Source organism: Rudanella paleaurantiibacter (genome assembly GCF_009184635.1).
Lineage (GTDB): Bacteria > Bacteroidota > Bacteroidia > Cytophagales > Spirosomataceae > Rudanella > Rudanella paleaurantiibacter.
This window is the reverse complement of sequence record NZ_WELI01000002.1, coordinates 649597-673367: the sequence shown is the minus strand read 5'-3', so window position 1 is coordinate 673367 and position 23771 is coordinate 649597. Positions and strand designations below refer to the sequence as shown.

Here is a 23771-nt window from a genome sequence, read left to right as displayed (position 1 = left end):
ACTGGACGGGTGGTATGGTCCGGCGTCTGTATAGCTTTGGGCTGTTGTTCGACCCGGAACAGGCTATGTTTTGGGTCGGCATACCGCTTATCTGTACGCATATGACGCCAACTAACCGAACCAAACTCTCGCGGCTGCCCAAGCGTGGCCATCACGATACGGCCACTATTTACCCCATTCTCGATGCGGGGCTGGTCTGCCATGTGAGTTACCAACTCGACGGGCAACCGTTTCTGATTCCAACCGCCTACGGCCGCATCGACAACACCGTGTACATTCACGGGTCGGTGGGTAGTCATTTTTTTCGCCAGCTGGCGCAAGGGGTGCCGGTTTGTGTGGCGGTCACGCACGTGGATGGGTTGGTGCTGGCCCGGTCGGCGTTCAGTCACTCGGTCAATTACCGGTCGGTGGTTCTGTTTGGGCAAACCCGGTTGGTTGATGACCCTGACGAAGCCTGGGCGGCACTGGAGCGCATTACCGAGCATCTGATGCCCGGCCGTTGGGCCGATACCCGACCACCCAGTGCAAGCGAGATGAAGAAGACAATGGTGCTGGCCATTGAAATTGAAGAAGCCTCGGCAAAGGTCCGAACGGGCAACGTCAACGATGACCCTGAAGACCTCGACTTACCGCATTGGGCGGGTGTTGTACCGGTCAGCCTACAGTACGGCCAGCCGATTCAGGACCCGATTCAATCAAAAGACATTGCTGTGCCGGATTATATAGCCAGTTTTAAGGGATAATGTATGATGAATAATGTGTAATGAATAATGGATAATGGGCTGACGCCAGAAAACTGCTTTCGCGTCAGCCCATTATCCATTATTCATTACACATTATTCAATATCCACGATCCACGCCTACTGACTCCACTCGGTAGGTGTGCGGTCCCAGCGGTGGCCTTTCAATTCGGCCAGTAGTTGGGGGGAGAGTGCGCCAGCATCGCTGGTGGCGCAATTGGCCTCTACGTTGCGGAGTTGCCGCATACCCGGAATTGTGGTGGCTACGTCGGGGTTGCTCAGAATAAACCGCAGAGCCATTTCGGGCATGGTCATACCGGCCGGAATGAGCGGCTTGAGGGCATCGGCATGGTCGACGCTGGCGTTCAGGTTTTCGGGCACGAAGTAAGTCGAGCGCCAGTCTTCGGCCGGGAACGTGGTTTCTTTGGTAAACGTACCCGTCAGCGTGCCTTCGTCAAACGGTACGCGGGCAATCACGCCCACGCCCAACTCACGGCAGAGCGGGAAGAGATTATCTTCGGGAGCCTGGTCAAAAATATTGTAAATCACCTGCACGCCATCAATTAGGCCCGTGCGAAGTGTGTTGAGCACGTTGTCGGGCTCCCAGCGATTTACCGAAATGCCCCAGGCCCGCACCTTACCGGCCTGCGTGAGTTTCTGGATGGCCTCCTTCCACTCGTCGCGGTCGGCCCAGGCATCTTCCCAAACGTGAAACTGTTGCAGGTCGATGGTGTCGACGCCCAGATTTTTGAGGCTCTTTTCGGTGTACTCCACAATGTAGTCAGCCGGAAACACATCGTCGATGGAGAAGTGCGATTTTGAAGGCCATTTACGGTTTTTGGGCGGAATTTTGGTTGCGGCAAACAAGGTTTTGTCGGAATACCGCTTCATGAGGTCGCCCAGAATAGTTTCGCTCAGGCCCTCACCGTAGCCCCAGGCAGTGTCGAAAAAGTTGCAGCCCAGTTCAACGGAACGGTCGAGAGCCCGGTCGACGGTTTCGCGCTCGGAGCCTGTCCAGCCCGCGAGGCCCCACATGCCGTAGCCAATGTCGGATACTTGCCAGCCTGTGCGGCCGAAGGTTCTGTATTGCATAAGGATAATCGATAAAACGAAGTCACAAAGATGCACGGGCAAACCCATTTGCCCTTTATTTCTCTATAACCAATTAGGTCGGGTGGGCCTACTGCCTACAGGGCCGCTTTTTGCAGATACGCAGAAAAGCCTGCCCAGAAACCGAAGTCGATCCACCATTTTTCGGCAATTTTGGCAAAAAGACCATTATGCTGATTCGTATCGTTCGGATGACCTTTCAGGAAGACCAGCTGGAAGCGTTTGAGCAAATTTTCGACCTATCGAAACACCGGATTCGCGCTTTTCCGGGTTGCCAGCACCTCGAATTATTGCGCGACCTCGATAATCCGGCCGTTCGGATCACGTACAGTTACTGGGTGTCGGCCGCAGCCCTCGACGCTTACCGACAGAGCGACCTTTTCCGGTCTACCTGGGCGGCTACCAAAAAACTCTTTGCCGATAAGCCCCTGGCGTTTTCGTCGGAGCGGATTGAGCAGGTAGCGGGTGGCCAGTAGGTAATAAATAAAACTATTATATCTACAGGGTTTGTTTTTAGAGGGATGCGGATTAACCGCCGTCGCTCATGGTATGCACACACCCTGTTCCATAGCTTGCCTGATTCCGTTTTACAACGAGGGCGACCGTTTGTTGGCGGTACTCGATGTGGTGACGCGCGTACCGGGGCTGGAGCAGATTGTGTGCGTTGATGATGGCTCCAATGACCCATCGTTGGCTCAGACCATCCGGCAGCGTTGGCCCAAAATCCTACTGCTTCAACTGCCGGAGAACAAAGGCAAAACGGCCGCCATTCGGCATGGGCTGAGCCAGATTCGGGCCGATTATGTGTTGCTGATGGATGCCGATTTACAGCAAATGAACCGGGCTGAACTGAGCCGAATTGTGCGGCAGGTGCGGCAAGGATGCCCGGCCGATATGCTCATTCTTCGTCGGCTCCGGGCCGACTGGTTTGTGCGCATGAGCCGGGCCGATGTGTTGCTTTCGGGGGAGCGAATTATCCGCCGGGCCGATCTGGAAGCCGTGTTAAGTGGTCCCGTGGAGCGGTTTCAACTCGAAGTAGCCATCAACGAGTACATGCAGCAGCACCAGAAGCGGGTTTGCTGGGTGCCCTGGTCGGCCAAAAACACCTACAAAACTCAGAAACGTGGCCCCGTAGAGGGTTTCGTGGCCGACGCGGCCATGTACGCTAGCATTGTGGGGCATTTGGGGGTGGCTTCGGTGGTGCGGCAGTACCGATCTTTTGCCCGCAAGCCCCTTCGGTTGAACTAATTTGCCCCGTTTCGGCCTTTTTTGAGCAAGGAAGCGCCAATGGCCCCGCTGTTGCTTTCCGATACCCCAACGGAATGCCTACCTTTGTGGTACGTCAACAAGCTAAAGAACACTTCGCAACCAGCCAGGCGTTGCGACCAACCTGTGACAACAGAACCTTGTTCTCATGCTAACAAAACCGCTTGAACAAACGTACTTCATTATCGACTTTGATAGTACGTTTACCAAAGTAGAGGCCCTCGACGTGCTGGGCGAAATTTCATTGATCGGTCGGCCCGACCGCGACGATGTGCTGGACCAGATTCGGACCATCACCGACCGGGGTATGGCGGGCGAGCTGTCGCTGGCTCAGTCGCTGGAGCAGCGGCTCCGCTTACTCAATGCCCACCGCGATCACCTGCCCGCGCTGATCGAGACGCTTATGACCAAAGTGTCGGACTCGTTTCAGCGTAACCGCTCGTTCCTGAGCGAACATGCCGATCAGATTTATATCGTTTCAAGCGGTTTCAAGGAGTTTATTGTGCCGATTGTGACGGCTCTGGGTGTCAAAGAAGACCATGTGTTTGCCAATACGTTTGAATACGACGAAAAAGGCAATATTGTGGGTTGCGACTGCGAAAACCCGCTCGCTACCGACGGGGGTAAGGTGAAGCTCATGCGTAGCCTGCAACTCGATGGCGATGTGTACGTGATTGGCGACGGCTACACGGATTACGAAATCCGGGAGTCGGGTCTGGCCAATCGGTTCTATGCCTTTACCGAAAACGTGCTTCGGCCCAGTGTGGTTGAGAAAGCCGATTATGTTTCACCTTCACTCGACGATTTTTTGTTCGATAATAAATTGAGCCGCAGCCATTCGTACCCCAAAAGCCGGATTAAGGTACTGCTGCTGGAAAACGTACACCCGGTAGCCGTTCACCTGTTTGAGCAGGAAGGCTTTAGCGTAGAAATCCGGAAAGGAGCCCTTGACGAAGACGAACTGATCGAAGCCATTCGGGGGGTTCATATTCTGGGCATCCGGTCGAAAACCAACGTCACCCAGCGGGTACTCGAACACGCCGACCGGCTTATTACAATCGGGGCGTTTTGTATCGGTACCAACCAGATTGACCTGACCGCCTGTTCGGAGCGGGGAATTGCTGTGTTCAACGCCCCCTACAGCAACACCCGGTCGGTGGTTGAGCTGGCCATTGGCGAGATCATCATGTTGATTCGCAACGTGGTGAGCAAGAGCAACAAAATGCACGAGGGCGTCTGGGATAAGTCGGCCAACAACAGCTTTGAGGTGCGGGGTAAAAAACTCGGCCTGATTGGCTACGGCAACATCGGCACGCAGCTGTCGGTTGTGGCGGAGGCCCTCGGTATGGAAGTTTACTTCTACGACGTAGTGGATAAACTGGCCCTGGGCAATGCCCGTAAGTGCCGCACGCTGGAGGACCTGCTGGCCGTGTCGGACATTGTGAGCCTGCATACCGATGGTCGGAAAGACAATAAAAACCTGATTGGTGCCCGCGAATTTGGGCTCATGAAAGAGGGCGTTATTTTCCTGAATCTGTCGCGCGGCCATATTGTCGATATTCCGGCGCTGGTCGAAGCCATCAAGTCGGGCAAAGTAGCGGGGGCCGGCATCGACGTGTTCCCGTACGAGCCGAAGACCAACAGCGAAGAGTTTATCAATGAGCTGCGGGGCCTGCCCAATGTGATTCTGACCCCGCACATTGGTGGTAGCACCGAGGAGGCCCAGGAGAACATCGGCACGTTTGTGCCGGGCAAATTGCTGGAGTACATCAACAATGGCAGCACCTACGGGAGCGTCAACTTTCCCGAACTCCAGCTACCCCTCCTGAAAGAGTCGCACCGGTTGCTGCACATTCACCGTAACGTGCCGGGGATTCTGTCGCAACTGAACCAGATTTTTGCTAAGCACCACATTAATATCAAAGGGCAGTACCTCAAAACCGACGAACACATTGGCTATGTGATTACCGACATTGCCAAGGAGTACGACGAGGATGTGGTAGCTGAACTGCGGAATGTGGAAAACACGATTAAGTTTAGGCTATTATATTAGCCGTGTGTAGAGCCGCAAGATATTGCGGCTCACTGCCGGATGGGAAATCGCTGATGCCTGAGAGCCGCAATATGTTGCGGCTCACTGCCGGATGGAAAATCGCTGACGCATGAGAGCCGCAAGATATTGCGGCTCTACAAAAATGATATGAAATACACCTACTTCACTCCCGGCCCAGCCGAACTATACCCCACGTTTGCGGCTCATTTGCAAACGGCAATGGATGAGCAGTTAGGCTCTATTTCGCACCGGAGCGCCCGGTTCCGGGATATCTACCGGCATACCGATGAGCAACTGCGGGCGTTGATGAACATTCCGGCTACGCACGGTATTTTCTTCACGGGTTCGGCCTCGGAGGTGTGGGAGCGGCTGTTGCTCAACTGCGTAGAGCACGAGAGTTTTCACCTGGTTAACGGGTCGTTTTCGCGGAAGTGTTACGACTACGCGCAGGCGCTGCATAAGTTTGCCCACCTGCACGAAAAACCCCTGGGCGAAGGGTTCGATGCGGCCGAGGTGGAAATCCCCGAATATGCCGAGCTGGTTTGCCTGACGCATAATGAAACATCGGCGGGTGTGCAGATGCGCCCCACCGATATGCACAAGCTAAAGCGGAAGTACGCCCAAAAGCTGTTTTGTGTCGATATGGTCTCGTCGGCTCCGTACCCGGACCTGGATTTTAGCCTGATCGATTCGGCGTATTTCTCGGTGCAGAAAGCCTTCGGGATGCCCGCCGGTTTGGGCGTCTGGATTGCGAATCAGGCGTGTCTCGAAAAAGCCGAGCGGCTTCAGCGGTACGATTCGCTCACGATTGGGGCGCACCACAATTTGCCGACGCTCTGGAAAAACTACCAGACCTTCGAAACGCCCGCTACACCCAACGTGCTGGGCATTTACCTGCTGGGCAAAATTGCGGAAGACCTCAACCGCATCGGGATTGAAACAGTGCGTAAAGAAACCGAGGAGAAAGCCCGGATGCTGTACCGGTTTGCCGAAGGCAGTGACCGCTACACGCCCTTTGTGCAGCAGGAGCGCCATCGTTCACAAACCGTTGTGGTACTGAACACCGACGGCCCCGCCAAAGGGGTGATGGAAGCAGCCAAGCAACAGGGTATGATTATTGGCAGTGGGTACGGTAAGCTGAAAGAAACCCAGATCCGTATTGCCAACTTTCCGGCGGTGTCGGTAGAACAGGTGAGTGAGCTAATTAAAGTCATGCAGAAATAGCATAATACACAGACAAAAGCCCCTGAGCGTCGTTCAGGGGCTTTTTTTATTGGCTCTTTTGTAGGTGGGGGTTGGGTCTGAAAAAACCTTTTCCGGCCAACCAAGTTTAATCAATAGCATTTTTACATACTCAACGACGATGAAAACGATTCTTACAACGATGGGCCTGTTGCTGGCTTTGGCCGCGGCAACTTTCGCCCAGTCCGAAACCAATCAGAACCGGGAAAACCGGCCGCTGATTAATGAGGAACAAAAACAGGAGGTGCGCGAGAAAGCGCAGGAAGTTAAGGAAGACATCCGCGAAGGGGCCCGCGAGCTGGAACAAAACACGCGCGAAACCCGCCAGGAAATAAAGCAGGAGGCCCAACAGGCAGGTCAGGAGATCAAAGAAGAAGTGCGCGAGCAGGTAGAAAACACGCGCTACCGGAACGACCGTTATGGCTTGCCCTGGTTCGAAAAAGGGAGTGTGATGCTGGGAGCCTCGGTAGGTCTGGGTCTGGGGAAAAGTAGTGGCTCATATATGGTGCTCAACCCCCGTCTCGGCTACTTTTTTCAGCCCGGTTTTATGGGCGGTATTCGCCTGAGTTACGACCGTCGGTTATCAACCAGTTTCCGGTCGCAGGAGGTAGGTGTGTTTGCCCGGTATTACCCGATACGCACCCGCATCAGCGGTTTCGTAGGGGCAGGGTACAACTTTGGGCGTGAGCGGGCCAGCAACATTGGCGATAATGAGAAGGCACGTTTCAACAGCATCACGCTTGAAGTGGGCACCATGTTCTACGTACGGCGGAATCTGGGCGTCGAAGCCTCGCTCGAAACCAACTACTACGACCGTAGTAACCCACTTGCTGGTCGGAACCGCGGTGGTCGGGCCAAAGTAGGTATCAACTATTACTTTGCCCGTCGGGCGCAATAATCTCGGTTGCTACTAAACCTGTAAGGTCTTTGAGACCTTGCAGGTTTTTGTTTGCAGAGGGGCACAATAATCTCGGTTGTTACTAAACCTGTAAGGTCTTTGAGACCTTGCAGGTTTTTGTTTGCAGAGGGGCGCAATAATCTCGGTTGTTACTAAACCTGTAAGGTCTTTGAGACCTTGCAGGTTTTTGCTTGTAAAGGGGGGTAATAATCTCGGTTGCTACCAAACCTGTAAGGTCTTTGAGACCTTACAGGTTACCCCTTTAAGTATTGGCCACCGGTTCAGCGTGGCGCTTCCGGCGAACTGCTGCTGTTTTCACCGGGGCATCGACCACCTGACAGGCTTTGCGTCGGCGGCCCCACCAAACCAGAAATCCACTAACGGGTAACGAAGCCGAAAACAAACTGGCTAAAAACGCCAGAATCTTGCCGGGCAATCCCAGCCAGCCGCCTGTGTGCAGGTCGTAGGCGGCTCCGCGCGCTTTGTCGCCCGCTGAGAAGTCGCTGTGCCGTTTGCCAGATACAAGCTGTCCCGAATATTGATCGTAGTACTGAATCGTGTATTTCCGGTAAAATGAGCCCTCGTCGTAGCGAAACTGCACCCGGTAAGCCCCCACCGAATCGGCCGGAAAAATAACGTACAACTCGGTTGCACCGGTTTCGAGGGCGTTGGTGCGGGCTACTATGGCGTCGATTTGGGTAGAGCGCCCGGTTGGGGCCGTTTGTCGCGTGGCCGGGAGGGTCGAAACGGCCTTGGCACGGTCGCGGGGGGGCGAGCCGGTGAGTTTGTAAAGACCATTTTCCCACCATTCGAATGACCAGATCAAGCCCGTACAGGCAATGACCACCAGAAGCCAGAGGGCGTAAAACCCACCCACGCTATGCCAGTCGTAGTTGACTCGGCGCCACCGGGCCGACCAGCGAATGGTGAACTTCTGTTTCAGAGCCGCCTTGCTCATGGCTGCCTTGTACCGGGGCCACCACAGCACTAGCCCCGAAATGAGCAGAAACAAATACACAATCACTGACCAGCCGATAACGTGGCTCCCGGTTTTGCCCATCATTAGGGTGGTATGAATCTCGCGGACAATCGCAAAAAAGTCGGTTTTCAGATTCCGAATGCCCAGCACCTGACCCTGGTAAGGATCGATGGAAACCAGCCGTTTATCTTTCAGGATTACCTGATACGTATCGGTGAGGGCAGGGTCAGTAGAGGCTAATCGGCGGTAAATTCGTTGAATAGCTGTTTTCGGGAAGGTCGCAGATACCCGCTCGGCAATGGTACCCGGCGTAAGCAGTTGGCTTTTTTGCGCTGGTACGGTCAGTTGATCGTGGTAAATGAGCCGTTGCAGCTCCTGTTCAAACACAAACAAACAGCCCGTCAGGCTTACGATCAGCACAATAAACCCCGTAGCCATACCCAGCCACAAATGCAGTTTCCCTAATGCGGGTTTGATAAAGCCCTTTCCCTTCACGATCTGGCGTTTGTCTGGTTGTCGTACCTCAAAGTTCCCTGTTCTTTAGATTTAATCCAAATTATCAGACTATTTATTTTGAACGATTCTAAACTGGGCCTACCTTTGCCCCAGAATTGTATGCCTGAATGGCTCAAACGAATGAAAAACTATTTCTTGATTATCGGGCTTAGCCTATGTTTTTCCATACTTAGTTTTGCTCAGTCGGCTTTAAAAACGGTGACGGGTGTACTGCTCGACGGGCAGGGTAAGCCGGTTCCGTCGGCTACGGTAAGTTTGCCGGGTACGCGTTACGGTACCCAAACCGATGAACAAGGCCGGTTTACACTCACGGTACCTGCTGGTCAGTACACACTGACGGCCACAATGATTGGTTACGAGTCGGTCCGCCAATCGCTCAACGTGAACGATACCGACATCACTACGCTCAACCTGACCACGCAGGAGCGCGAGTCGGCCCTTGATGAGGTGGTAGTAACAGCGAGCCGCCGGGCCGAAACCATCAACGAGGTGCCCTCGGCTGTGACCATTGTGGGTAAGCGTCAGATTGCCGAACAAACCGCCATCAATGCCGACGTAACCAACCTGTTGCAGTACACGGTACCGGCCTTGGCTGTAGCTACCGGTCGTACCAGCAACACCGGGCAAACGCTGCGCGGTCGGCAGGTGCTGGTACTGGTCGATGGGGTGCCGCAGTCGACCCCACTTCGCAATGGTGGCCGCGATTTACGCATTATCGACCCCTCGGCCCTCGAACGCATCGAAGTTATCAAAGGGGCTACCTCAATTTACGGCAATGGGGCCGATGGGGGCATTATCAACTACATCACCAAGCGCCCCGAAACGGGTAAGCCGTTTTCGAGCCAAACCTGGGCTGGGCTGACCAGTGGCCTGAGTCATGGTTCGGGTACGCAGGGGTTCCGGCTCAGTCAGCAGTTTACCGGCAAAACCGGCCGGACCGATTACGTATTGAACGGCACCTACGAGCGGTCGGGGCTGCTTAAAGATGCCAACGGGGCTGTTATCTCACCGTTTTACAACACGGGCCAGATGAACAATTACAACCTGCTGGCCAAAGTAGGGCACACCCTTACCGACCGGCAGCGGGTTGAGTTGATGTATAACTACTACGCCAGTCAGTCGAAACTGGGCTATGTGGAAAAGCTTGGGACCTATGGCAAGACGCCTACCATTGGCGTGCCTACCTCCAACGAAATGCTTGGTACTCCGCAAGGAACGCCGTATAACCATAACCTCACATTACGCTACACCTACGACCGACTGGTGGGTGGCACCGGGCTCGAAGTGGTGTTGTATGGCCAACGTTTTCGTACGGTATATGGCTACGAGGCTCAGTTTTTTGAAAACGGGGGACAATCCAATGTCGTCTCGAACAAGCAGGGCGTTCGCCTGAACCTGAACACGCCGTTCCGACTGGGTAAAGCACTGGATGGCGAACTCCTGTACGGCCTTGATCTGCTGGGCGATAATACGGCCCAGAAACTGGAGGATGGTCGCTTCTGGACGCCTGACATGGCCATGCAAAACCTGGCTCCATACGCGCAACTCAAACTCGATATTCTGAATAACCTGATTTTGAAAGCGGGTGCCCGCTTCGAGAATATTCGTGTGCGGGTATCTGACTTCACCACGCTCAAAACCTATAACGCCAGCACCCAGAAATACGACGGGGGTGTGGCCGTGCAAGGGGGCAACCTGCGGTACGAGGCTTTCGTGGGTAATGTGGGCCTCCGCTATGCCGGGCTGCGGTTCTTCCAGCCTTTTGTGAGCTATTCGCAGGCGTTCTCGATTAACGAACTGGGCCGGATTCTGCGTACCTCGCAACGGAGCATTGTGTCGCAACTGCCCACCGAACCCATTATTGTGAATAACTACGAGGCCGGGGTAGCGGGCGACGTAGGCCGCTTGCTCCATTACGATCTGGCCTTATTCCGTAGCCGGTCGGCACTGGGGGCATCGTTTCGGCAAAGTGCTTCGGGGGTGTTCGAGATTGTGCGCTCGCCTGAGAACGTGTGGGGTTACGAACTGGCCGTTGAGCTGCGCCCGACGCGCTTTCTGGCCGTTGGGGGCGGATATGCCTACGTGGAAGGAAAAACCGATGCCAACAACGATGGTACCTACGAGGCTTACCTCGGTAGCGACCGGATTATGGCGCCCAAAACAACAGCCTATGTACGCCTGACCCCAAGCCAACGCTGGAGCCTGACGGTCAACGCGCTGCGGTCGGGTGAGCGCAACCGGTTTGCTCCCAATGCGCGCGGCCTGTACACCTACGGGCAGGGGCCGGTAACCCCTTATACGCTGGTAAACGTGAATGGTTCATTGAATCTGACGTCCAAAACAACCCTGACGCTGGGTATCGAAAATCTGCTCAATGCGGATTATTACCCGGCTATTTCGCAATGGGCCGCCCGCGATGCCGACTACATCAAAGCCCCCGGTGCTCGTGGAATGTTGACGGTTTCGCACCGGTTTTAGCGAATGGCGCTTCTGATTTACTCAATTGTTAAACAACCTGATACCAAAAAGCCCGCTCAACTTGAAGCGGGCTTTTTTTATGAATGAAATGAAGCTCTTTTGGAACCGTGCTCTTCACTATTCCTTGTGCTTGAACACCTTCACCATATACACGTTCTGCTGTACTCGCTTAATCTGCTGAGTGCGAGGTAGGCGGCTTAGGGCGCTCCGGCGGCTTAACTTCAGGGGTTGTCCCTTGAGCGAATCATTCGGAATGGCACTAATAGCGCGATAAAGAAAGTCGGTTTTGATCGCAAACGAAGCGCCTTCGCTCGAAACTTGCTTACCGCTGATAATTCCGATCACGTTGCCACTGCCGTCGAGCAGCGGGCCACCCGAGTTGCCGGGGTTTACACTGATGGCTACCTGATACGCCGATGAATCGTTGCGGTAGCCGGTACCACTGCTTACGTAGCCTTCGCCGTACACAATCTCGTCGCGGGGAAAACCGAGGGTAAACACTCGCTCGCCCAAATCAGACGGGCGCGGGTCAAATCCGTAGGGCACCACCTGACCGGGCCGGAACGTACTGTCGTCGCGCACACTCAAAATAGCCAAATCATAGCCTTTGTCGGCGTACACAACCCGGGCCTTATACACATCGCCCGACTGACTCTGTACATATACCGAGTCGGCTCCCTGTACAATATGGTTGTTGGTGACCAGATAGCCGTCGGAATTGAGCAGAAAGCTGGTACCGGCAATTTGACCGGGGTTTACCGTAATTAGCGATTTCCGGCGGACGCTGAGGCCATCGAGAATCCGGTTCTGCGATTGCTTAATAGCCTGTACATCCCGACGCAACATGCTGTACTGCTCCTGCTGCTGAGTAGTATTGCGGTAATAACGAACCAGAAACAGGGTCGAGAAGGTAGTCACGATGGCTACAGCCGCGGCCACCGCAAAGGTAGAGCGGTAGGTTTGCCACAGCTCGCGCACGCGGCCAATCCGTTTTACGGGTGGCTCGGCGTCGGTAGCCAGCATCTGGGCTCGTTGCCGCATCGAATCCATATCGATGCTTGCCTGAGCCCTTGCCAAACGTTCCTTAAAAACCAACCGGCGACCATACTGCTCAAGGGCGTCGGTAATTTGCTTTTCCTCGTTCATCCTTTTATGGAATGTAAAATGGATAATGTGGAATGAATGATTAGACGTTACGAACAAACCCGTCTTAATTCATTATACATTATTCATTAGCCATCATACATGTACTATTCTTGGTAATCCGAAAAAAACAATCGCTTCAATCGCATGAGGCACTTGTACTTCTGCGTCTTCGCATTGTCGGTATTGGTGTACCCAAACTTTTCCGTGATGTCCTGCATAGACAACTGACGGATATAAAAATCTTCAAGTAACGTACGGCAGGGCTCGCCCAGTTTCGCCAGCGAGGCTGCCATCAGATCGAACTGCTCATTCCGGCGCTCGTGTTCGGTGAGGTCTTCGTCGGTAGACAGAAGTTCATCCGACTCGTTGAGCTCGTCGGCCGCGAGGCTTCCGAAACGCCCCCGTCGGGACAGCTGCTTGAGCCAAAGGCGTCGGCAAACCGAATACAGGTACGTTTTGAGTTGGGCGCTTAGTGCAAACGTCTCGTCCTGAGCGCGTTCGTACAAAACAACCAACGCTTCCTGAAAGATGTCCTTCGCGTCGTCTTCACTTCCGTTATTACTCAGAATCAGGTGCAGTGTCATCGGGAAGTACCGTTGATACAACTGATTCAGAGCCGCATCCGATCCGCTCGCCAGGCCATCCAGCAGGGCTTCGTCAGTCCAGTGCAAACGAATCGTCTCCCTCATTAATCGCGCTCATTAGTTAATACAGTTTCACCAAAATAGTAACCCAAAAAAAAGTTTTAAAATTTTCTCAAAAACGTGGGTTACCTATTTCTCGGTCGGGTATTAAGGTTGGTATTAATCGTTAACGTTAAACTACCCCAATATCATGAAAGCTCTTGTAAAATCTTCATTCTTCTTCCTGGCAATGATCGCTCTGGCTACTTCTTGCCAGAAGAAAGCTGAAAGCACTGAAACTACTACGACTGCTGACTCTACGTCAATGACGATGGATTCATCAGCTACTGTAGCAACTGACAGCACGATGGCTACGGATTCTTCAGCCGCTGCTATGCCTGCTGATTCAGCTAAGTAATTTGCAAACACGTTTTGCAACCCCAAAAACGGCGGCTCACAACTGAGTCGCCGTTTTGCTTTTTAAATGATCGAAAAAGACCGACCTGCTTATCAGTATCCCTCTTTTCCCTTCTTCCTTACCTCTGTTCCTTTCCCTGCCATATAACAATCTATATTTTCGGTAGGTTATTAGCCTAAACAAACACTCAATTGTTATGGCTAACAACAAAACAACCCAGCAACCCGGCTCGGAGCCCAATCATCAGCACGGCTACGATACTACCGGACGACGCCCGAACATGGAACAGGTGATGGGCAATGAACATAAATCGAAGCAGGAACCCGAGGAGGATCACCACGAAGCCAAATCGAAAGAGCAATTGGCCGATGAGCGGGGTGGGCATGGCCATTCGGGCCATAGCGGCTCACGCAACGGTAGTCGGAAATAAGAGAAAAGGGGGGAGAAAGGAGAAGGGAGAAAAGGAACGCAAGCGTAGTCTTCCCTTTCTCCTTTCTTCTCTTCTCCCTCTTTTTAATTTACTCGCTCAAAAATGGTGGCAATGCCCATGCCCCCGCCGATACAAAGGGTCGACAGGCCGATTTGTTTGTCGGAACGCTCCAACTCGTCGATGAGGGTGGCAGAGATGATGGCCCCGGTGGCCCCCAGTGGGTGCCCCAGCGCAATAGAACCCCCGTTGACATTGAGCTGGCTGTGGTCAACGCCCAGCTCGTCCATAAACAGCATGGGTACGGCCGCAAAAGCCTCGTTGACCTCGAACAGGTCGATGTCGCTGATAGCCATACCAGCTTTTTTAAGCACCTTCCGCGTGGCCGGAATAGGGCCGGTAAGCATAATGGTGGGCTCCGACCCAACAATAGCAAAGGCCTTGATGCGGGCGCGGGGCTTGAGGCCGGCTTTCTCACCGAACTCTTTGCTCCCGATCAACACCCCCGCCGATCCGTCGACAATCTGCGACGAGTTACCAGCATGGTGTACGTGGTTGATCTTGTTATACTCGGCGTATTTGAGCAGAGCCAGCGCGTCGAGGCCCATTTGTCCCATCATCTCAAACGCCGGTTTCAGCTTACCTAAGCTCTCGGCCGTTGTGCCGGGGCGGACGCCCTCGTCGCGGTCCAGCACTACCTGCCCAATTTCGTCGCGGAGAGGTACGAGCGTCCGGGCAAACCGGTTGTCGGCCTGGGCGGCCTCAGCCCGGCGGTACGATTCGGCCGCGAAGGCATCAGCGGCCGCACGCGTGTAGCCGTATTTAGTGGCGATCAGATCGGCCGAAATACCCTGCGGAACAATGTTGTGCCGGGCTACAATCTGCGGATTCATAAACAGAGCACCCCCGTCGGTTCCCATTGGTACCCTTGACATAGACTCCACACCACCGGCTACAATGGCGTCTACCTGCCCCGACATCACGTAGGCTGCAGCCATATTGATGGCCTCCAGCCCCGATGAGCAAAACCGGTTGAGTTGCACCCCGGCTACCGATTCGGCATAGCCTGCTTCGAGCACGGCCGTACGGGCAATATCGGCGCCCTGCTCGCCTACGGGCGTTACGCAGCCCATAATCACGTCGTCGATCAGGCTGGTATCCAGTCCATTGCGGTCGCGTAGGTTGGTCAGTACACTGGTTAATAACTGAATGGGCTGAATATCGTGGAGCGACCCATCGCTCTTGCCCCGTCCGCGAGGGGTGCGCACGGCGTCGTAGATGAAAGCGTCTGCCATTGGGCGTAAGGTTTTTAGTTTGTAGTCTTTGGCCAAAGATACAGATTTGTATGCACGCATACCATCTTTGTCCGAAGGGGTACCTTACACAATACCAAATGGTATATGGCAGGTCGAAAAGTGCGTTTATGTAGGAGTAGCTAATCCGCTACTTCAGCAAATCCTCAAGGGCGTCGCGCAATCTGGGGAATTTGTACGCAAACGTGGTTTCGTGGGCAATCCGTTTGTTGAGTACCAAACTGCTGCCCAGCACAGTTACGGCCAGTTCGCCAAAAGCGAGCTTGATGGCAAAAGCCGGTACTTTGGGCAGAATAAGTGGTCGCTTGAGTACACTGGCGATCTCGCGGGTGAGAACTTCGTTAGTGACCGGCTCAGGGGCTACGCCATTGTAAGCGCCTTTCCACGACTCTGTTTCGACAGCCTGAATAAATAGCTGACATATATCGTCGACGTGAATCCACGAAATATACTGCTGTCCCGATCCGATAGCGGCACCGGCCCCCAGCCGAATGGGTTGTACCAGTTTTGGCAAGGCTCCGCCCGCCATGGTGAGCACGACACCCGTACGGATGCGTACCGTGCGAATGGGCTGCCCCTCGGGGGTTCGGATAGCGTCTATATCGTCAACCGACCGCTCCCAGGCACGGGTTACCTGCGCCAGAAAATCGTTGCCGGCTGGGCTGGTCTCGTTCATGGGGCGGTCGCCGGTATCGCCACCGTAGTAGCCAATAGCCGACGACGAGACAAACACTCGTACCCGGTTGGGTGTGTTGCGCAGCGCCTGGGCCAGCAACGCCGTCGATTGAGTGCGGCTTTCCAGAATCTCGCGCTTGCGGGCGTCGCTCCAGCGCTCATCGGCAATACCAGCCCCGGCCAGGTGAATAATGGCGTCGGCGTTGGCAACGGCCTGCGCATCGATCTGGCTCTTTCGGACATCCCAGTGGTACACCTGCACATTCGGGACAGATTGCTCAGAGCGGCTTAGCCAGGCAACCGTGTGGCCTTGCTGTTGTAAAAGTTGGGTGAGTCGGCGGCCAATACTTCCGGTACCGCCCGTAATCAGAATAGTCATAATGCAGTGAACAGCCAACAGTGAACAACCAACACCACCTGGCGTAAATGGTTTGGTCAGCTATGAAGTAACGGTTAATACCAATTATCTGTTTCTTTGCAGCGAAGAACTGTTTGTTGCTCTCTGTTCGCTGTTACCTGTTCACTGTGCCTATGCCCGCCATCGATCCCGATCTCAAACGTGCCATTGTTCGGCTTCCCGAAAACGAAAAAGATAAACTGCTACTGCGGCTTATTACCAAAGATGCGTTACTGCTCGAACGGCTTCAGTTTGAGCTGATTGAGCACGGACAAACGGTTGATGAGCGCCGGATGGTGATTCGTGAGTTTATCGACCGCACGGTGCGGCTCAAGCAGGATTCGGCCGGGTGGATCATGATGGATATGCGTACCATCAGCGGCTACATAACCCGGCATGGTAAGGTAACCAAAGACAAGTACGGGGAGGTCGAATTGGGTATTTACATGCTCAATTCGTTTTTCGAAGAGCGCCCCGATCAGCTACGTACTTATAATAGTCGCACGGACAAATGTGCGTTGTACATTGCCAAGCGGACCGATCAACTCCTGAAAAAGCTGCTTAAACTTGACCCCGATTATTTTGTAGAATTTGCCGACGACATGAATAGCCTCCTCCAGCGTGTGCATACTTTCTGTTCGGCCCACTACGCCCGGCAACTTGGGTTGCCAAAGGAGTTTGAGTAAAAGAGGGGAGGAAGGGAACGCAAGCGTGGGCAACCTTTTTCCTTCCTCCTTTCCTTTTTATCGTATCAACCGGCTAAACGTCAGCGACAGATCCAGCAAAACCATTTTGGCGCGGGCATTTCGTTCGATGTGGTAGGCGGCCTCGTTAATGTCGGTGATAATCCGTTCAATATGTACGGGTTGTAGCACCTTCGCAAAGTTTTTCACAAACGTGAGTTCATCCTCGGGCAACCGGAGCAGCGATTGGGCCCCTTGCTGCCACAAAAACAGGTCGCGGCACAACCGCAGGCTGTACTCCATAAGCCCCTTTTGTTTTTCCTTGCTGAACCCATCGAACTGGTCGGCCTGCTTTACCAGGGCCATCAGATCCTGCCGGTAGCAGGCCCTCATCCAGTCGGCAAACCAACTGTGCCGGTCGGGGCCGCTCTCAGGTTCAGTACGGAGCAGCTGCAGGGCCGCAGCCATATCGCCATTGGCCAGAAAAGCCGCCTGCCGGGCCCGGGTTTCGTCGAGGTTATGCGCCTGCCGTAAGTACAGAGCCACCTCGTCGTCGGTAAAGGCCCGAACCGCTACCCGCTGCGTCCGCGACAGAATGGTAATCAGCAGTTTGTCGGGCTGATTGGTCACCAGCAGAAACAAGGTGCGCTCGGGTGGTTCTTCGAGTACTTTGAGTAGGGCGTTGGCCGAGGCCACATTCATCAGTTCGGGTAGCCAGATCAACATGATCTTGTACCGGCCTTCGTACGCTTTGAGAGCCAGTTTCTGGATAATGCTGCGGGCTTCCTCGGCCGAAATGTTACCCTGCTTGTTATCGGCTCCGGTTTGTTCGAGCCACTCGGGCAGGGTGCGGTAGGGGGACTGAAGCACCATCTGCCGCCAGTCGGCCAGAAAAGCCTCGCTCGTTTTGGCCTTGCTGCCCATATTGGCCACTGGAAACACCAGATGCAGGTCGGGGTGGACCAGTTTGTTCATTTTGATGCACGACGCGCACCGGCCGCAGGCATCGGCTTCGGGCGTACCCGTGCCTTGCGGGTCTTCGCAGTTGACGTACGTGGCCAATGCCAGCGCGAGGGCGAGGTTGGCACTCCCGGTAGGCCCGTCGAACAGTTGGGCGTGGGCGAGGTGGTTCTGCTGCACCGCCCGAACCAGGTGTTGCTTGAGGTCGTCGTGACCAATAATATCGCGGAAGAGCATGGGTTACGGGGGAAGAATATCGACTGGCGAAAAACGTCGGTAGGGCCGGGATTACTGCGCTTCGGGTGATTCGTACCGGCGGGTTTCCTGCTCGAAAATAGTGCGCAGAATAGCCTCCTCCACGGCATCGAACTCCCGGCCGCGCCGAACGTAGGCCTCACGAGCCACCTGCAACGCCTTTTCGAAACGGTATGTGGCAAAGCCCGTATCGGCCCCACCCCACGAAAACGACGGAATGTATTTGGGCTGAAAGCCACCGCCGTACACGTTTACGTTAACGCCCACTACCGTACCCGTGTTGAACATGGTGCTGATGCCCGCCCGCGTGAAATCGCCCATAAACAGCCCGGCAAACATCTGCCCCGAATCTTCGAGCTGATCGGTGGCGTAGCTATGCAGCTTGACGTTGGTGTAGTCGTTTTTGAGGTTCGAATTGTTAGTGTTGGCCCCAAGGTTGCACCATTCGCCAATCACCGAATTGCCCAGATACCCGTCGTGCTGCTTGGCACCATAGCCAATCAGAATGGAGTTGCCTACCTCGCCCCCCACTTTGCTGAAAGGGCCAATGGTGGTGTTCATCCGCATACGACTACCCCACTGCACGGTGGAGTCTTCGCCCAAAGCAAATGGTCCAATGACTACGGAACCCTCGCTTACCACAGCGTTTTTGCCGAGATAAATGGGGCCATTTTCGGCGTTCAGAACCGACGCCCGCACCTGCGCGCCGGGTTCCAGAAAAATATTTTCGGGCGCGTAGCAGTGCGTAAATGGGTCGGTGATAGGTTGTGAGGTGCGCCCCTCGGTGATTTTGGCCAAATCGACCCGGATTTGCGCCCCGTTCTCGGCCAGCATATGCCAGATTCGGCTGATAAGCGTGATTGGCTCGGCAAACGGGCGGGCCACCCACGCGTCGGTTTGGGGCGGCTGGCGCAGAGGGTCGCGGCTCCGAACGGCCAACAGTTGCCCGTCGGGCGCTACCAGCGATTCGCCCACCGTCAGCGTCTGTACGGCCTCGACCAAAGCGGCCGTGGGGCACAAGCTGCCGTTGATGTACAGGTGCTCAGGTGCGTTGGTCTGATGCGGAAACTTAGCTTGCAAATACGGTTGGGTCAGATACGAAGGCTTCGTTTGAAGCCAGGTAGCCCATTTTTCGGCAATGGTCAGAATACCTACCCGAAGTTCGGCCACGGGGCGCGTAAACGTAAACGGCAACAGATGCACCCGGATGGCAGGATCATCGAATAGAATCAGATTCGTTGTCATACTGCAAATATCCGGCTTCCGGCGCAAAGCAGAAACCCGCTCAGAAAAATTGCCCGTCTGGCTCGTCTACCTAACATTGTTGCTTCCTGGGCGGGTATTCAACCGCATATCTCTGTAGTTTTACGGGCTATGAAACTCTTTTTCCACCGGTTCGACCTGCGCCTGAAACATACGTTTACCATTGCCCACGACTCGCGCGATGTGCAACAGACGCTGGTGATTGAACTCCGCGACGCCAACGGCCGACGCGGCTTCGGCGAAGCTACAGCCAATAAATATTACGGGATCACCATCGACCGGATGGTGGCCGATCTGGAAGCCATTCGGGACGTGATTGAGCGTGAAGCCGAGACCCACTCAGCCGAGAGCTTCTGGGCGCTTGTGCATCCCTACCTGCGCGATAATCCGTTTGCTCAGTGTGCCCTCGACGAAGCCATGCACGATCTGGTGGCCAAACGGGCGGGCGTGCCCCTGTACCAATACTGGCACCTCGACCCGGCCCGCAACCCCATTACCAACTACACCATCGGGATCGATACCGTGGAGAAAATGGTGGCTAAGATGCAGGAGCTACCGTGGCCCCTGTACAAGATCAAGCTGGGTACGCCCGACGATATGGCTATTGTGCGCGAACTGCGCAAACATACCGACGCCCGGTTTCGGGTTGACGCGAACTGTGGCTGGACGGCCGGGCAAACGATTCAGTTTGCCCCCGAACTGAAAGCCCTTAACGTGGAATTTATTGAGCAGCCCCTCCCAGCCGATGACTACACTGGACAGGCGCGGGTGTTTGCCGAAAGTGCCCTGCCCATATTGGCCGATGAAAGCTGCATTGTGGAAAACGATGTGGATAAGTGTATAAACCGGTTTCACGGTGTCAATATCAAGCTGACCAAGTGCGGAGGCCTGACCCCCGCCCGGCGCATGATCGACCGGGCGAAAAGCGCGGGTATGTCGGTCATGGTGGGGTGTATGACCGAAAGTAGCGTCGGAATTTCGGCCATTGCGCAGTTGTTGCCCCTGCTCGATTACGTCGATATGGACGGCACCTTGCTCATCACCAACGATCCGGCTTCGGGCGTTACGCTCGATTACGGCCGGGTGATTTACGCCCCCGAAAATGGAACCGGTGCCATGCTGCCTGCCTGATTTACCCTTTGTGCTGTCCCAAAACGCCCAAATGCTGCCCCGTTGAACCCTGACACCCACTTAACCATCGATCAGTTACCCGGCCGGTACGTAACCTATGCCCGCCGGCAATGCCTGTTTTTTTCGGGCACTTCGTACCTCGGCCTGAGCCAGAATCCGGCATTTCAGGCACGGGTTATTCAGGCTATGAGTCAATACGGCACTGTATTTGGCAGTTCGCGCAACGGCAATTTGCGGCTTCGGGTGTACGAAGAAGCCGAACAGGCTCTGGCCCTCTGGACTTCGGCCCCGGCGGCCCTCACGGTATCGTCGGGCATGATGGCCGGGCAGGTGGTGATGCAGTATCTGGCCACCAACCCCGACACGGTGTTTATGTACGGTCCGCACACTCACCCGGCCTTGTGGCACCGCACGGCCGTGCCGCTGCCTCAGCAATCGTTCGACAGTTGGGTGGCCGACCTGCCCGCGCAGGTACAGCAGCAGAGGGCCCGCCCGCTGGTATTGGCCATGAACTCCCTCGACGCCGTGCGGTCGGTTGCATACTCCTTCGATTGGGTGCGACAATTGCCCCACCACCCGGCCCTGACGCTCGTTGTCGACGATTCGCACGGAATTGGGGTACGGAACCGGGGTATCTGGGCTGAGTTGTCCGCGCAACTACCGGCCTCGGTTCGGTTGGTGGTAACAGCCTCGCTGGCTAAGGCCATGGGCTTGCCGGGCGGGCTGGTGCTGGCCGATTCGGTTACGGTAGAGGGCATCCGGCACACTTCATTTTTCGGAGGGGCGTCGCCTATGGCACCGGCTCCGTTGGCCGCATTTGCCGGGGCTGAGGAACTGTATGCCGAGGCTCAGGTCCGGCTGGCCCGGCTGGTAACGCTGGCTGAGGAGGTGTTGCTGCCAACAGGTTTGTTCAGGCAGGCACCGCATTACCCCGTTTTTTATACCGAACACGACGAGCTGTACGCCCACGCGCTCCGGCACGACCTGTTTATCTACTCCTTTGCTTACCCAACCCCGCGCGATAAGGCCAATACCCGTATTGTCATCAGTGCGTTTCACGAACCCGCCGACATTGAGCGATTAGGCGAGGTAGTACAAGCGTTTGGCGGCCGTTGAAACAGATAATTCCCGTTTACTCAGTATGTTGGTTTGAGGGTTCGGCAATACGGTATCATGTAGAAAAAACGCCATGAAACACTTATTGCTATTGCTGGTGGGCCTACTGGCCTTTGCATCCTGCAAAAAAGAAGATGAACCAATGCCCGTAGCGAGTGCGCGTGTAGCGGGTACATACGTAGTGAGCCGGATTGCCTACGACGCGCCCGGTACGGTCGACGATTACGATGTGACCCTGCCCCGGTCGGTCAATGGGGTGTCGCAGTCGGGAACACTGGTGGCGCAGCGATTCGATAACCGCGATGATGCCGTAACCATTGTGATTACCATAAAAACGACGGGGGAGCAAGATCGGAACCTTGATTTGCAGGATTTTGACCTGGCCGAGAGCGGCCGAACGCTGAACCTGAATTTCAACGGGGCTACCTACGGTACGACCGATGGCAACACCATCAAACTTGATTTTACCGAAAACGGCGAGCGGTTAGTGGTCGAAGCCAAACGGCAATAACATAGCCAACGGTTTACGGGGTCGGTAGCGGTTTTGGCCGTTGCTGGCCTCTTTTTGCTTATTTTGTACCATGATGCGCTTTCTTCTTTCGGTAGGTATTGCCGTATTGGCTTATTCGGTTGGTCTGGCTCAATCGATCACGTCGGTTATCGACTCGGTTCGGCAGCAGTACGCGCCCGACGGCCGGGTGGCTTTGTTTCAGGTAACCCTCGATTCGGCCGGCACGCTGACCGGCAAAACCAACCTGCCCGAAGCCAAACAAGCGTTGCTCGCGCGGCTGAATGCCCGAAGGATGCCGGTCCGGGAAGCGATTCAGGTGTTGCCTGCCCCCTCGCTCGAAGATAAAACCTATGCCGTCGTGACGGTATCGGTGGCTAACCTGCGCTCAAACCCCCGCGACGCGGCCGAACTGGCTACACAGGCTCTGCTGGGTACACCCCTGCGGGTTTGGGACAAAGACCGCGGCTGGTATCAGGTACAAACGCCCGACGGGTACATTGCCTGGGTCGATTTTGGCGGTTTCGAGCGGATGAATAAAACGCAGTTTGAGGCCTGGGAGCAAACGTCCAAGCTTATATATACCCAACCGTTTGGGTTTTGCTACAGCAAGCCCGACCGGGAATCGCAAACGGTTTCGGATCTGGTGGCCGGAAACCTGCTGACGCTGGTAGGCACCACAAAAAAGTTTTACGAAGTACGCTACCCCGACGGCCGCACGGGGTTTGTGGGGCGAGCAGAAGCCCAGCCGTACACCGACTGGAAGGCCAGTGCCGCAGCTACCGAAGCATCGTTGACCCAAGCCGCCCGCCGACTGATGGGGATTCCGTACCTCTGGGGCGGTACCTCGACTAAGGGGATGGATTGCAGCGGTTTTACCAAAACGGTGTACGCGCTCAACGGGACTATGCTCGCCCGTGATGCCTCGCAGCAGGTGCATCAGGGGACTCTGGTACCCACACCCGACCATGATTTCTCCCAGCTTCGGCCGGGCGATCTGTTGTTTTTCGGAACGCCCGCTACCCCCGACAAGCCCGAGCGAGTGGTGCACGTAGGTATGTGGCTGGGTAACGGCGAGTTTATTCACGCGTCGGGTCATATTCGGGTCGCCAGCCTCGACCCCAAAGCGCCCCATTTCAACGAATACGAGTGGAAACGGTTTCTGCGGGCCAAGCGGATGCGGTAGCCTAAGCAGAAGGTTAGATACAGGGTGAAGGCCACTAAATCGGGAGAGTATTAAAATAGGATTAAAGCCTGCGTGCCTTCTTTAGCGGGCCTACACTCGTTATTTTCATAATGGTTCTATTCGTATACTTAAGTAGTATTACTACAAGTGCCCGTTTTTAGTTGCTTTGCTAATTAGTATGCAGACAAGTTTAAGTAGCATCGTATATAGATTAACGTAGCGTTAAATGGGGCCTATAAATGAGTCTTTTATTCCGCTTAGTAAACAGGTGTTATCTTAAAAAAGTGATAAGTAAATTACTTAATATCTGCGTAACATCAGGTGGTTTGGTTTAATAGACTTATGAGGTAGGAAAAATAATATTTTTATCATTTTTAACCGTTATTTT

At 54.7% G+C, this 23771-nt stretch carries 22 protein-coding genes; 14 read left to right on the top strand and 8 right to left on the bottom strand.

The window, feature by feature from the left end; genetic code table 11:
* Positions 1-101 precede the first annotated feature (101 nt).
* Entirely contained in the window at positions 102-743 is a 642-nt protein-coding gene (locus F5984_RS07605) for a pyridoxamine 5'-phosphate oxidase family protein (protein ID WP_152123645.1), read from the top strand.
* A gap of 117 nt (positions 744-860) precedes the next feature.
* Here F5984_RS07605 and F5984_RS07600 read toward each other — a convergent pair whose 3' ends face one another.
* Entirely contained in the window at positions 861-1832 is a 972-nt protein-coding gene (locus F5984_RS07600; RefSeq protein ID WP_152123644.1) for an aldo/keto reductase, read from the bottom strand.
* A 188-nt stretch (positions 1833-2020) separates the two neighbouring features.
* On the opposite strand from F5984_RS07600, the gene F5984_RS07595 reads away from it, so the two are divergent.
* The 5 genes from F5984_RS07595 to F5984_RS07575 all read left to right on the top strand — a co-directional run bounded on the left by F5984_RS07595 (position 2021) and on the right by F5984_RS07575 (position 7309).
* The gene (locus F5984_RS07595; protein WP_152123643.1) at positions 2021-2326 is read left to right on the top strand and encodes a putative quinol monooxygenase; all 306 of its coding nucleotides are present in this window, start codon (positions 2021-2023) and stop codon (positions 2324-2326) included.
* Between the two features lie 73 nt (positions 2327-2399).
* A complete protein-coding gene (locus tag F5984_RS07590) occupies positions 2400-3098 on the top strand; it encodes a glycosyltransferase family 2 protein (RefSeq protein WP_152123642.1) in 699 nt (232 codons plus the stop codon).
* Positions 3099-3264: 166 nt separating this feature from the next.
* Entirely contained in the window at positions 3265-5169 is a 1905-nt protein-coding gene (serA, locus tag F5984_RS07585; RefSeq protein ID WP_152123641.1) for a phosphoglycerate dehydrogenase, read from the top strand.
* 147 nt (positions 5170-5316) lie between these two features.
* Positions 5317-6393, top strand: coding sequence for an aminotransferase class V-fold PLP-dependent enzyme (locus F5984_RS07580; protein ID WP_152123640.1), 1077 nt, complete (start codon positions 5317-5319; stop codon positions 6391-6393).
* A gap of 139 nt (positions 6394-6532) precedes the next feature.
* Positions 6533-7309: an outer membrane beta-barrel protein gene (locus F5984_RS07575; RefSeq protein WP_152123639.1), complete on the top strand. Its 777-nt coding sequence runs from the start codon at positions 6533-6535 to the stop codon at positions 7307-7309.
* A 262-nt stretch (positions 7310-7571) separates the two neighbouring features.
* Here the strand turns inward: F5984_RS07575 and F5984_RS07570 are convergent, their stop codons facing one another.
* Entirely contained in the window at positions 7572-8783 is a 1212-nt protein-coding gene (locus tag F5984_RS07570) for a PepSY-associated TM helix domain-containing protein (protein ID WP_246168859.1), read from the bottom strand.
* A 141-nt stretch (positions 8784-8924) separates the two neighbouring features.
* On the opposite strand from F5984_RS07570, the gene F5984_RS07565 reads away from it, so the two are divergent.
* Positions 8925-11282, top strand: coding sequence for a TonB-dependent receptor (locus F5984_RS07565; RefSeq protein ID WP_152123638.1), 2358 nt, complete (start codon positions 8925-8927; stop codon positions 11280-11282).
* Between the two features lie 117 nt (positions 11283-11399).
* On the opposite strand, the gene F5984_RS07560 is transcribed toward F5984_RS07565, so the two are convergent.
* Together F5984_RS07560 and F5984_RS07555 are read right to left on the bottom strand one after the other, a co-directional pair.
* Positions 11400-12428, bottom strand: coding sequence for a S1C family serine protease (locus F5984_RS07560; protein ID WP_152123637.1), 1029 nt, complete (start codon positions 12426-12428; stop codon positions 11400-11402).
* Positions 12429-12532: 104 nt separating this feature from the next.
* Entirely contained in the window at positions 12533-13117 is a 585-nt protein-coding gene (locus F5984_RS07555) for an RNA polymerase sigma factor (RefSeq protein WP_152123636.1), read from the bottom strand.
* A gap of 145 nt (positions 13118-13262) precedes the next feature.
* Here F5984_RS07555 and F5984_RS26515 point away from each other — a divergent pair, with 145 nt between their 5' ends.
* Both F5984_RS26515 and F5984_RS07545 read left to right on the top strand, forming a co-directional pair.
* Entirely contained in the window at positions 13263-13469 is a 207-nt protein-coding gene (locus F5984_RS26515; protein WP_157580210.1) for a hypothetical protein, read from the top strand.
* A 196-nt stretch (positions 13470-13665) separates the two neighbouring features.
* Positions 13666-13899 carry a hypothetical protein gene (locus F5984_RS07545; RefSeq protein WP_152123635.1) on the top strand — a complete coding sequence of 78 codons (234 nt, stop codon included), beginning with the start codon at positions 13666-13668 and terminating at the stop codon, positions 13897-13899.
* 83 nt (positions 13900-13982) lie between these two features.
* On the opposite strand, the gene F5984_RS07540 is transcribed toward F5984_RS07545, so the two are convergent.
* Positions 13983-15191, bottom strand: coding sequence for an acetyl-CoA C-acetyltransferase (locus tag F5984_RS07540; protein WP_152123634.1), 1209 nt, complete (start codon positions 15189-15191; stop codon positions 13983-13985).
* A gap of 148 nt (positions 15192-15339) precedes the next feature.
* Positions 15340-16263 carry a TIGR01777 family oxidoreductase gene (locus tag F5984_RS07535; protein ID WP_152123633.1) on the bottom strand — a complete coding sequence of 308 codons (924 nt, stop codon included), beginning with the start codon at positions 16261-16263 and terminating at the stop codon, positions 15340-15342.
* Between the two features lie 152 nt (positions 16264-16415).
* On the opposite strand from F5984_RS07535, the gene F5984_RS07530 reads away from it, so the two are divergent.
* Positions 16416-16967 carry a hypothetical protein gene (locus F5984_RS07530; RefSeq protein WP_152123632.1) on the top strand — a complete coding sequence of 184 codons (552 nt, stop codon included), beginning with the start codon at positions 16416-16418 and terminating at the stop codon, positions 16965-16967.
* 57 nt (positions 16968-17024) lie between these two features.
* Here the strand turns inward: F5984_RS07530 and F5984_RS07525 are convergent, their stop codons facing one another.
* Positions 17025-18161 carry a DNA polymerase III subunit gene (locus F5984_RS07525; protein WP_152123631.1) on the bottom strand — a complete coding sequence of 379 codons (1137 nt, stop codon included), beginning with the start codon at positions 18159-18161 and terminating at the stop codon, positions 17025-17027.
* A gap of 51 nt (positions 18162-18212) precedes the next feature.
* The gene (locus tag F5984_RS07520) at positions 18213-19424 is read right to left on the bottom strand and encodes a putative sugar nucleotidyl transferase (RefSeq protein ID WP_152123630.1); all 1212 of its coding nucleotides are present in this window, start codon (positions 19422-19424) and stop codon (positions 18213-18215) included.
* 129 nt (positions 19425-19553) lie between these two features.
* Here F5984_RS07520 and F5984_RS07515 point away from each other — a divergent pair, with 129 nt between their 5' ends.
* From F5984_RS07515 to F5984_RS07500, 4 genes are all read left to right on the top strand, one after another.
* The gene (locus tag F5984_RS07515) at positions 19554-20573 is read left to right on the top strand and encodes a dipeptide epimerase (RefSeq protein WP_152123629.1); all 1020 of its coding nucleotides are present in this window, start codon (positions 19554-19556) and stop codon (positions 20571-20573) included.
* Positions 20574-20615: 42 nt separating this feature from the next.
* Positions 20616-21689: an aminotransferase class I/II-fold pyridoxal phosphate-dependent enzyme gene (locus F5984_RS07510; protein ID WP_152123628.1), complete on the top strand. Its 1074-nt coding sequence runs from the start codon at positions 20616-20618 to the stop codon at positions 21687-21689.
* Between the two features lie 73 nt (positions 21690-21762).
* The gene (locus F5984_RS07505) at positions 21763-22200 is read left to right on the top strand and encodes a hypothetical protein (RefSeq protein ID WP_152123627.1); all 438 of its coding nucleotides are present in this window, start codon (positions 21763-21765) and stop codon (positions 22198-22200) included.
* A 70-nt stretch (positions 22201-22270) separates the two neighbouring features.
* Positions 22271-23383 (top strand): C40 family peptidase, encoded by a 1113-nt coding sequence (locus F5984_RS07500; protein WP_246168858.1) that lies wholly within the window; start codon positions 22271-22273, stop codon positions 23381-23383.
* Positions 23384-23771: the final 388 nt, after the last annotated feature.

Coding starts and splice junctions, on each gene's coding strand:
- F5984_RS07590 (WP_152123642.1), top strand. CDS start 2,400: ATGCACACACCCTGTTCCATAGCTTGCCTGATTCCGTTTTACAACGAG.
- serA (WP_152123641.1), top strand. CDS start 3,265: ATGCTAACAAAACCGCTTGAACAAACGTACTTCATTATCGACTTTGAT.
- F5984_RS07515 (WP_152123629.1), top strand. CDS start 19,554: ATGAAACTCTTTTTCCACCGGTTCGACCTGCGCCTGAAACATACGTTT.
- F5984_RS07530 (WP_152123632.1), top strand. CDS start 16,416: ATGCCCGCCATCGATCCCGATCTCAAACGTGCCATTGTTCGGCTTCCC.
- F5984_RS07605 (WP_152123645.1), top strand. CDS start 102: ATGACGCCAACTAACCGAACCAAACTCTCGCGGCTGCCCAAGCGTGGC.
- F5984_RS07580 (WP_152123640.1), top strand. CDS start 5,317: ATGAAATACACCTACTTCACTCCCGGCCCAGCCGAACTATACCCCACG.
- F5984_RS07500 (WP_246168858.1), top strand. CDS start 22,271: ATGATGCGCTTTCTTCTTTCGGTAGGTATTGCCGTATTGGCTTATTCG.
- F5984_RS07520 (WP_152123630.1), bottom strand. CDS start 19,424: ATGACAACGAATCTGATTCTATTCGATGATCCTGCCATCCGGGTGCAT.
- F5984_RS07525 (WP_152123631.1), bottom strand. CDS start 18,161: ATGCTCTTCCGCGATATTATTGGTCACGACGACCTCAAGCAACACCTG.
- F5984_RS07535 (WP_152123633.1), bottom strand. CDS start 16,263: ATGACTATTCTGATTACGGGCGGTACCGGAAGTATTGGCCGCCGACTC.
- F5984_RS07540 (WP_152123634.1), bottom strand. CDS start 15,191: ATGGCAGACGCTTTCATCTACGACGCCGTGCGCACCCCTCGCGGACGG.
- F5984_RS07575 (WP_152123639.1), top strand. CDS start 6,533: ATGAAAACGATTCTTACAACGATGGGCCTGTTGCTGGCTTTGGCCGCG.
- F5984_RS07560 (WP_152123637.1), bottom strand. CDS start 12,428: ATGAACGAGGAAAAGCAAATTACCGACGCCCTTGAGCAGTATGGTCGC.
- F5984_RS26515 (WP_157580210.1), top strand. CDS start 13,263: ATGAAAGCTCTTGTAAAATCTTCATTCTTCTTCCTGGCAATGATCGCT.
- F5984_RS07565 (WP_152123638.1), top strand. CDS start 8,925: ATGAAAAACTATTTCTTGATTATCGGGCTTAGCCTATGTTTTTCCATA.
- F5984_RS07555 (WP_152123636.1), bottom strand. CDS start 13,117: ATGAGGGAGACGATTCGTTTGCACTGGACTGACGAAGCCCTGCTGGAT.
- F5984_RS07505 (WP_152123627.1), top strand. CDS start 21,763: ATGAAACACTTATTGCTATTGCTGGTGGGCCTACTGGCCTTTGCATCC.
- F5984_RS07600 (WP_152123644.1), bottom strand. CDS start 1,832: ATGCAATACAGAACCTTCGGCCGCACAGGCTGGCAAGTATCCGACATT.
- F5984_RS07545 (WP_152123635.1), top strand. CDS start 13,666: ATGGCTAACAACAAAACAACCCAGCAACCCGGCTCGGAGCCCAATCAT.
- F5984_RS07595 (WP_152123643.1), top strand. CDS start 2,021: ATGCTGATTCGTATCGTTCGGATGACCTTTCAGGAAGACCAGCTGGAA.